Here is a 9,681-nt window from a genome sequence, read left to right on the forward strand (position 1 = left end):
ATCGGCCGACGATGTTATTGAGGCCATTCGTAAGCAAAACGTTGAAGCAGCCCCTGGTAAAGCGGGCGAAAGTGCAGACCGAAGCCCACAAATGCTTCAATACGTATTACGCTATACCGGTAAATTTTTTGAACCGAAGCAGTATGAGAACCTTGTGCTGCGGGCCGAAACAGACGGCTCGATTCTGCGCTTGAAAGACGTAGCGGATGTAGAGTTCGGATCACTCAATTACGACGTCCTATCAAAAACAGATGGTCGGCCCTCGGCTTCGATTATGCTGAAGCAGCGCCCGGGTTCAAACGCGCGGGAAGTGATCAACAACGTTAAGGAGAAAATGGCGGAATTGAAGAAAACGAAGTTCCCGCCGGGTATGAATTATAATTTCGCCTACGACGTATCGCGCTTTCTGGATGCATCAATTCACGAAGTAGTTCGAACCCTGATTGAAGCGTTTGTGCTCGTGTTCCTTGTTGTTTTCCTGTTCCTGCAGGATTGGCGATCAACCCTGATCTGTGCGTTGGCGGTGCCAGTGGCCCTGGTGGGGGCGTTCGCCTTCATGAGCACCATCGGCTTCTCAATCAACCTTCTTACGCTGTTTGCACTGGTGCTAGCCATTGGGATCGTGGTTGATAACGCAATCGTGGTGGTGGAGGCCGTACACGCCAAAATGGCGGAGACCGGGGGCGCGTCCGGCCATCTGTCGCCGAGAGCCGCTACGTTTGCTGCCATGGGAGAAATTAGTGGGGCGTTGGTGGCTATTACGTTGGTGATGTCGGCGGTTTTTGTTCCGGTAGCGTTTATGTCGGGGCCAGTTGGTATTTTCTATAGACAGTTCTCGCTGACGCTGGCCGTGGCCATTGTTATTTCGGGGATCAATGCCGTTACGTTAACTCCAGCCTTATGTGCGCTGCTGCTTCGGCCCACACATGGTCATGAAGCTAAAGGGTTGCTTGGACGCTTTTTTGCCAGTTTCAACCGGGGGTTTGATGCGCTGACGGGTCGCTATCAGAAGTTACTACGTCGGTTTGCCAGTAGCGGCATCGTTACGTTGGTCATGCTGGCCTTGTTTGCGGCTGGTACCTGGGGCGTAAGCGCTGTGTTGCCAAGTGGGTTCATTCCGACCGAAGATCAGGGTATGATTTACGTGAACGTAACAACGCCCGTTGGCGCGACCGTCAAGCGTACGGAAGACGTAATGGATAAGATCGAGCAGATTGCCTCAGGGATGGAAGCCGTTGAAAACGTATCGACTCTGGCCGGTTTCAGCATGATGACCGATGGAAATGGCGCATCGTACGGGATGGGCATGATTAACCTGAAAAGCTGGGACAACCGAACAAAAACGGTTGATGACGTCATTGCTGATCTTGTCGAAAAAACCAAAACGATTCAGGACGCCAGCATTCAGTTTTTTCCTCCGCCCACCGTTCCGGGTTTTGGTAATTCCAGCGGTTTTGAACTGCGCTTACTTGATCAGACGGGGTCTGGAGATCTGATAAAACTGAAAAAAGTGGGCGATAGTTTTATTGCTGCCCTGAGAAAACGGCCTGAAATCGGGAATGCGTTTACGAGTTTCGACCCTAGTTTCCCGCAATACCTACTCCACGTCGATCAGGACAAAGCCGCTCAGAAAGGCGTCTCGATCGAGAATGCGATGGGAACGCTGCAAACCCTGATGGGTAGCTTTTACGCATCGAACTTTATCCGCTTCGGTCAGATGTACAAAGTGATGGTACAGGCATCCCCCGAATATCGGGCCAAGCCAGAGGACGTATTAGCCTTGCGGGTTAAGAACGATGCGGGCGAAATGGTGCCCTACTCCAATTTTGTCCGTTTGGAACGAGTGTATGGGCCGGAGCAAATTACCCGCTATAATATGTATATGTCGGCCATGATCAACGGTGAACCGGCTGCCGGATATAGTAGCGGTGACGCGCTACGTACCGTGCAGGAAGTGGCGGATAAAACGCTGCCACGCGGGTACGCGTTTGCCTGGTCGGGCATGTCAAGGGAAGAAGTGCTGTCTGGCGATCAGGCTGTCTTTATCTTTTTGATCTGTCTGGTTTTTGTGTACTTATTGCTGGTTGCACAATATGAAAGCCTGTTCCTTCCGCTGCCGGTGTTACTATCCTTGCCCGCTGGTATTTTCGGATCGTTTCTTTGTCTGCAACTGGCTGGCTTACAGAATAATATATATGCGCAGGTGTCGCTGGTGATGCTCATCGGTTTGCTGGGCAAAAACGCGATTCTGATTGTTGAATTTGCCAACCAGCGCCAGAAAGAAGGACTACCGATTGTGCAGGCTGCTATTGAAGGGGCCGTGACTCGCTTGCGACCTATTCTAATGACCTCACTTGCGTTTATTGCCGGTCTAATTCCGCTTTGCATCGCATCCGGAGCAGGTGCTTTGGGAAACCGCTCCATCGGTACAGCGGCCGCCGGGGGCATGTTGATAGGAACTGTCTTCGGGCTGGTATTAGTGCCCGGATTATACATTGTATTTGCCAAACTGGCTCAACGATTTGCTCCAAAACAATCGTCTAATGATGATAAACCGGAGATTGTATCTACAAAAACTCATGCTAACGGTGCCGTTTTTCAGGAAAATTAATTATTCATCGGCTTTAGTAGGCTTATTTTTTGCTGGTAGTTTAAACAGTTGTCGAGTTCATCACAATCCAGCTCCTTTACAAGCTTTATCCGTTCCAACGTCGTATACAGGCCATTTAAATACGGCTGGTGCGAACGTAGCGAGTACCGATTCGACGAATATCGGCAACTGGCCTCACCAGAATATATTTGCCGACCCAAATCTGGTAGCGCTGATTGACACGGCTTTATTGCGCAACCTTGATTTAAAGATTGCTCTTCAACGTATTGAAATGGCGAGAGCAAATCTCATCATAACGCAAGGGGCATTAGTCCCCCGGGTCGATGCTGTGGCAACGGCAGGAATTGATCGTTACGGCCGTTATACGCTGAATGGAGTAGGTAATTTTGATACAAACTTGTCTGGGAACGTATCGGGCGCCAGCTTGATTCCAAACCCTACACCTGACTATTTTCTGGGTCTGCGCAGTTCGTGGGAAGTAGACATATGGGGCAAGCTTCGTAACCGCCGACGCTCAGCTTTTACCCGCGTATTAGCTTCACAGGAAGGGAAAAATTTAATTGTTACGTCTCTCACGGCCGACGTAGCCCGTTTGTATTACTCGTTGCTGGCGCTGGATGCTGAGCTGGAAATTATTGGCGATAATATTGAACTTCAGCAGAAAGCACTCGAATTAGTACAGGTCCAGAAAGAGGCTGGGCGGGTAACCGAGCTAGCCGTACAACAGTTCAGGGCGCAGTTGCTAAACACACGCGCTCTGGAAGGTCGAGTTCGACAGGATATTATAGAGGCTGAAAATCAGTTGAATACATTATTAGGCCGCTACCCACAATCGATTCCGAGAGGAGCATCCATTGAGAAACAGTCGTTGCCTACAGGCGTATCGGCAGGTGTACCAGCGCAGTTGGTACGTCGCCGACCCGATGTTCGTCAGGCTGAGCGGGAGCTGGAAGCGGCTAACATAGATATTGCGGTGGCTCAGGCTTCGTTTCTGCCTTCGCTTAATCTGACGCCTTATGTTGGCTTTAACGCCTTCCGGCCAGAGGTCCTGTTAAATCCACAATCACTGGCATTGGGAATTCTGGGCGGACTTGCTGCGCCAATTATTAACCGTCGGGAATTAAAAGGTAATCTGGCGATTACGAACGCCCAAAGTCGAGAGGCTTATTACACGTATCAGAAAGCCATGCTAACGGGGGTTTCTGAAGTAGTGAGTAATTTAAAGCGATTGGATAACTTTCGGTCTGTGGCCGACTTTCAAACGCAGGAAGTAACCGTTTTACGGCAAGCCGCCCGAACGTCTGACGATTTATTTGCTAATGGCTATGCTAATTATCTGGAGGTAATTACCGCCCAGCGTAACGTTCTGGAAGCGGAACTCTCCTTAATCAACACCAAGCGGTCTCAATTTCTGGCTTTAGTCGATTTGTACCGGGCGTTAGGAGGTGGATGGCAGTAATGGAGTAGTGGCCTGTAGATTTTGGCTTGACGAGACGTTTGTTTATAAATGAAACCATTGAATAGAGTGTGAGTTATAATGATATGATGGGCTGCTTTGTGCCGTTAAGCGACTGACAAACAAGGGTAAACCTTTCTGAATAATTTTGTGATACGTCTAATCTGCTTTCATTGGTTAATCCGAAATGCACTATGAAAAGGTATTTTTTTAGTCTCACTGCTACGGTAATAATCTTCCTGTTCGCAGTTACGTCCAGCCAGGCTCAGTTCTCTGTAGGTGCTCATGGTTCATTAGCAACGGGAGATGCGCAGGGCTCAGAAACCTTTTATGGGGGAGGAGCTTTTGCTAAAATCTATTTATCCTCTCGGTTCGATGTAGGAGTTGGGGTCAAAGCCTTTGGAGAGTCGCGGAGCTTTAATGCTGGCGGGCAAAATCTAGAGCTATCAGCAGGCATTATTCCCGTGACAGGGATGATCGATTACTATTTTACAGATGGATTCCTTCGCCCCTATATCGGGGCTGAAGCAGGCGTTTACTCCACTGCGTACCGAGTGAAATTCAACGGTCAGGAAACGAGTAAAGTAACAACAACAAACGCTGGGGTTGCTCCCAAAGTTGGCTTGGTGCTGGCACTCGGAAACCTGGGTATTTTCGCCGAAGGAGCTTATAACTTTATGTTTGGCAACAACGACGGTAGCGCTAATGTAGGAGGGGTTGGTAATATCAACTTCGACAGAACCGCGAAATTTTTTACGTTGAATGTGGGCTTACAGATTGGTCTTCCCAAATAAGTGCATGCACTTATTTGCTTATGCCTTTTAGTAGTTCTTTATGCTTGAGAGTAAACAATAGAACAGAAAAAGTTTATTATTTGTAATATATGTGAAACTTTTTATTATCTATTTATGTTAATATGTAAATTAATGCATAAATAGATAACAGGATGCAAACTCGGCAATCAACCAATGTACCGGGGGCTGGAGATGTGTTAATGGAATGGATGAAAGCGGTTACGGCTTTTCATGAAAACTATGCCCTTATAAACAATTATCTGAGCGCTAACACCGCACAAAAGGAGCAGACAGCAACTGAGAATGAGTGCACAGGCCAATGTTCTGCCGAGCAATGCGTGGCGTTACGTACCAAAATGCAGCACGTACTAGAAAAACTGTTGGTGGATATGTTTCGGCAGGAGGAATCAGACCTGTCAATTAGTGATGACAGCTATCGAAAACTGACCATTCACACGCAAATCCTGACTGAGCTCAATCAGCAGGCCCAAGCTATGCTTTATCTGACTACTTCATCGGTGAATTAGTAATTGAGTAAGTTTGGTGCCACAGATTCAGGAAGCTGCTTCACTCAGCGCAAAGCCTCCATTGCTTTCTTGGTTGCTTCAAACTGACGTTTCTTTTGCAGCACCGACGGTGACGCTACCCGCTCGCGGCAGTCGAAAATTCCGCACCGTTCGCAGGTTTGGTTAACAATGCGGAAAGGAATATTCGTTAGTGCTCTGACGTCATGAGGGGGAGCCAGAAATTTCATTTTTTGTTTTAACGTATCATTTACGGCAAAGCACATAGAAACGCTCATGTTTTGCTGAAAATGCGGCTGAAAGGCGTGGGCAACCGAAATAAGCAGGTACTGCTGCCCCGAATCGGCGTACTCTGAAAACTGGGCACGGCAGAGCGTACCATCGAACCCTTTATTCTGCTGCAGAAACTGAAGCTCCTGTAAAATTGTCCAGGCAATCCAGCGTCGACAAAAATGCTCATTGACAATGCTACGGGGGCCCTGCTGCCGGGACAGGTGCATTTCTTTTGTGAGCTGAAACGCAGTTTGACCTGGAGTGTGGTTAAAGCGATAAAAAAATAGCTGATCAACACCGAAATGGCTGGGCAATACGTTGCTCAGCCGGTAGAAAAAACGTTCGGGGGTTGATTCGAAATCCGTAATCAATTGCAGAAAATCTTCATTGCTCCAGGTGTCGCGATTAAATAATTCGCTCAACCGGGCTACCAGCACGTCACGACGTATCAGAATTGCACTCGCAAAGTAGGAAGCTTTATAGTTGTTAAGAACCTGCTCAAAGGAATCTACTTCGACCCACGAATACGTATACGGCCGATTCTTTAGGTTCATAAACTGAAACCCAACTTCCCTCGCCAAAATAAAGGACCGCTGTTCTGCTGTCAAACCCGCATTCAAATGGAGTGTTTGACTCTCCGGTCGGAAAAAAGAACGTAATGAAACGAGTTCAGGATGCGTAAGCGGGTCAAAATAGTCAATGCGAATATTGTAACGCGTTTTCAGCAGATTATTCAGGAGAGCTTCGGGAACAGGTTGAGGTGATGCGGCACCCGTCGATGGGGAAAATTCGTTTAGAAAACGATCTGCGTCTGCTTCGATGTCGGGAAAATAATTGTCGTGTAGCTCCTGATACGAACGTAACATGGTTAGGTACAAACGCTCGACGCTCATGTTGTAACTCAGGGCGATATCCATAAACGTGCGAATCATAGCACTTACTTTAGCCGGAGCTTCGGCCAGTAATTCAAGCAGATCCGATGGGTCGATGCCAAAGAGTTCAAGCGGAATTTCGGTCAGGAATTTAGAACGTATCAAATCCGAAATCGGCTCCAGCTTCTTACTTAGTTTGAGGGATACGAGCGTATCATAGTCCACCTGCATGGCGTTGGCTAACGCCGAAATTTTATCTGCTTTTGGGTACTTACGCCCCTTTTCAATTTCTGTTACGTAAGAAATTGATAAACCCGATTGTTGGGCCAACTCACTAACGGACAGACCCCTGTCTATTCGGAGCTGGCGTAATTTTAAGCCAAATAAAAGGCGGATATGATCGGCAGGAAGATTCAAAGGCTAGGAACGTATTAAGTGAAACTCTCTGATACTAATGCTTCAACAGGGGGCTGAGGTTCCAGGGGTGAGCCAGATTATAATGTAAGTGACCCTCCTCCACCGAGAGCGGGCTGTCAATATTGTTCGTATACAGTTGTCCTGTGCCTAACCCCTGCGGTACTAAGTGCTTGAACTGTGCTGTATACTGGGCAATGGCATTAAGGCCAATATTTGACTCTAAAGCTGACGTAACCCACCAGCCAATGTTAAGTCGGTTAGCAAGCTCAATCCACTCGTCGCAATGACGAAGTCCGCCGAGCAGAGTTGGCTTGAGCACAATAAACTGCGGTTGTATTTTTTTCAGTAACCGGAATTTGTGGACGTACTCCATCTGGCCAATCAACTCTTCATCCAGCGCAATGGGGACCGGCGAATGTTGGCAAAGTTCTGCCAGCAGGTCGGTTTGCCCAGCCCGTATAGGTTGCTCAATCGAGTGGAGGTCATACGTAGCAAGTCGTTCGAGTTTAGTCATTGCATCATTCGGCTGGAAGGCGCCATTGGCATCAACCCGCAACGTAATCTGGCTTTCCGTGTGCTGCTCCCGAATCAGGGCAAGGAGTTCGCATTCCTGCTCGAAATCGAGCGCGCCAATTTTTAGTTTGATCGTCGTATATCCCGCCTGTAATTTTTCCAGGATTTGCTGGCGCATAAACTCAGGTTTGCCCATCCAGATAAGGCCGTTGATTGGTAGCAGACGCTGCCCTGCGGTAAAATCCGATGCCTGAATGATGCGACAGCCTCCCGACAAAAAATCGAGCATGGCCGTTTCAAACCCGAACAGGATGCTTGGAAACTTCGGACTAATAATCTGATTAAGAACAATCGGTACGTTCCAGCGAAACAGCTGTAGGTCTAATGAATTGAACTCCTCACAGTATTGACGCAATTGCTCTTCAAAATCGGGTCGGTCATCATAACTAAGGCCTTTTAACGGACCACATTCACCGTAGCCAACAACCGTTGGATTATCCGTATCGGAGAGCCGGATAAAAAAGGAAGTTTTATCCGTCAGGGTGCCGCGCGACGTACCCGCTTCGAAGCGAAAATGCAACGTGTATGGAAGGTAGTCGACTTTTAAACTCATTGTGCAGGACGGCAGGGAGGGGCGTTCTCAGCTTTAAAAATACTACTTTTGACTGCTCAAGCGGGCAATATTACGAAATTATTAATGAAGCGTTTGGGGTTTAAGTGGCTATTCTTGCCATTCAGTAGACTTTATGGACTTATAATGGCTGTCCGTAATTGGCTCTATGATAGTCAGTTACTACAGTCAAAACGGCCTGAAGTTTATTCAATCAGCGTCGGAAATCTGACTGTTGGCGGTACCGGAAAAACGCCAATGATCGAATTTTTGATTAAACGGTACATGAATAATCGTTCCGGCGCAGTAGGAGAGACGGCTACCCTAAGTCGTGGGTACGGTCGGCAAACGAAGGGTTTTCGGATTGCTACAGACATGGACACGGCCGAAACCATCGGCGATGAACCCTTGCAGCTATATCACAAGTTTAAACAGTGGATTCGGGTCTGTGTGGGCGAAAGGCGGGTAGATGCCATTCAGACGTTGCTCCAAACGCATCCGGATACCAGCCAGATACTGTTGGATGATGCTTTTCAGCATCGTGCCGTTCGGCCGCATCTTAGTATTCTGCTGATGGATTATAACCGCCCTTTTTATGAGGATTACCCTTTTCCGGTAGGTCGTTTGCGGGAAAGCCGGCATGGTGCCCGTCGAGCCGATGTCGTTGTAGTAACAAAATGCCCCAACAACCTGTGGTCAACTGAACAACAGCGAATTATCAATCATATTCGACCCTATACCCGTCCTGACATACCCATTTTTTTTGCCGGATTGAAGTATAGCCAACCCGTATCGTTTACTACATATCAACCGGTTGCGCAGCTGCCGCAGGTAATTTTGGTGTCTGGACTGGCCAACGCTGACCCACTTGAACAATACGTTCGGCAAACCTTTACGCTAACGCATCACTACCGTTTTAGTGATCACTACGTTTACTCACGCGCCGATCTTGATACGTTTCTATCCGCCTTATCAGCAGATACGGCCTTGCTGACAACGGAAAAAGACTGGGTAAAGCTCGATACGCTACTAAGTCCGCAGGAACGAATGACAAGCCCCTTGTTTTACCTGCCTGTTGCCGTCCAGTTTTTAGCCGATCAGGAGCAGACATTTATCCAGTTTCTGGACGATTATTCCCTTAAAAATCGTTAAGTGGTTGTCGCCGTATTGCGGCAATCCGTCCTTTTGGCGTACTTTTGACCTGATGAATCGGAGTTTTTTTGCCTTCTTACTAGTGCTAAGTCTGGCCCTTACGGGTCGGGCACAACAGTTTCCGGGTAATATTCAGAATCCAAACGGGTTTGGTGGTCGTCAGGCTATGCCCACTTCAACGACAGGGATCGGCGGAATAGACGATTCGACGAAGGTAATTTATGGTCCGAAATCAACGCGCTACGTACTGGAAGACGATATTTTTAATAACCGTCGGAAACTGTACACCATGGACACGACAATGGATGATGTACACCGGTTTACCTACGTTCAGCGCAGTCAAAATCTGTATCAGGATTTAGGTACGCTCGGTACGCCTATCCGGCCCGTGTTCGTGCAGGAACCCGATCAACTGGGCGCGCAATCTGGATACACGGTTTTTGCTCCGTATGCATACTC

Annotated in this window: 8 protein-coding genes; 6 read left to right on the forward strand and 2 right to left on the reverse strand. The window is 48.0% G+C overall.

Going from position 1 to position 9,681, the window contains the following annotated elements:
* The 4 genes from ACOJS8_RS06190 to ACOJS8_RS06205 form a co-directional block, all read left to right on the forward strand.
* Window positions 1-2,611: efflux RND transporter permease subunit (locus ACOJS8_RS06190; RefSeq protein ID WP_420147663.1), on the forward strand; the 2,611-nt coding region annotated here is incomplete at its 5' end.
* Window positions 2,580-4,070, forward strand: coding sequence for an efflux transporter outer membrane subunit (locus ACOJS8_RS06195; RefSeq protein ID WP_420147664.1), 1,491 nt, complete (start codon window positions 2,580-2,582; stop codon window positions 4,068-4,070). The genes ACOJS8_RS06190 and ACOJS8_RS06195, both read left to right, overlap by 32 nt.
* A 191-nt stretch (window positions 4,071-4,261) precedes the next feature.
* Window positions 4,262-4,861 (forward strand): hypothetical protein, encoded by a 600-nt coding sequence (locus tag ACOJS8_RS06200; protein WP_420147665.1) that lies wholly within the window; start codon window positions 4,262-4,264, stop codon window positions 4,859-4,861.
* A gap of 152 nt (window positions 4,862-5,013) precedes the next feature.
* Window positions 5,014-5,388 (forward strand): hypothetical protein, encoded by a 375-nt coding sequence (locus ACOJS8_RS06205; protein ID WP_420147666.1) that lies wholly within the window; start codon window positions 5,014-5,016, stop codon window positions 5,386-5,388.
* A gap of 44 nt (window positions 5,389-5,432) precedes the next feature.
* Here the strand turns inward: ACOJS8_RS06205 and ACOJS8_RS06210 are convergent, their stop codons facing one another.
* A complete protein-coding gene (locus ACOJS8_RS06210) occupies window positions 5,433-6,947 on the reverse strand; it encodes a helix-turn-helix domain-containing protein (protein WP_420147667.1) in 1,515 nt (504 codons plus the stop codon).
* Between the two features lie 34 nt (window positions 6,948-6,981).
* On the reverse strand, window positions 6,982-8,073 hold the full coding sequence (locus ACOJS8_RS06215) for an o-succinylbenzoate synthase (RefSeq protein WP_420147668.1): 1,092 nt from the start codon (window positions 8,071-8,073) through the stop codon (window positions 6,982-6,984).
* A gap of 84 nt (window positions 8,074-8,157) precedes the next feature.
* Here ACOJS8_RS06215 and lpxK point away from each other — a divergent pair, with 84 nt between their 5' ends.
* The gene (gene lpxK, locus ACOJS8_RS06220; protein ID WP_420147670.1) at window positions 8,158-9,222 is read left to right on the forward strand and encodes a tetraacyldisaccharide 4'-kinase; all 1,065 of its coding nucleotides are present in this window, start codon (window positions 8,158-8,160) and stop codon (window positions 9,220-9,222) included.
* Window positions 9,223-9,274: 52 nt separating this feature from the next.
* On the forward strand, window positions 9,275-9,681 hold a 407-nt coding region (locus ACOJS8_RS06225), incomplete at its 3' end, for a putative porin (protein WP_420147669.1).

Origin of the sequence: Spirosoma sp., assembly GCF_048594605.1 — a bacterium.
Classification (GTDB): domain Bacteria; phylum Bacteroidota; class Bacteroidia; order Cytophagales; family Spirosomataceae; genus Spirosoma.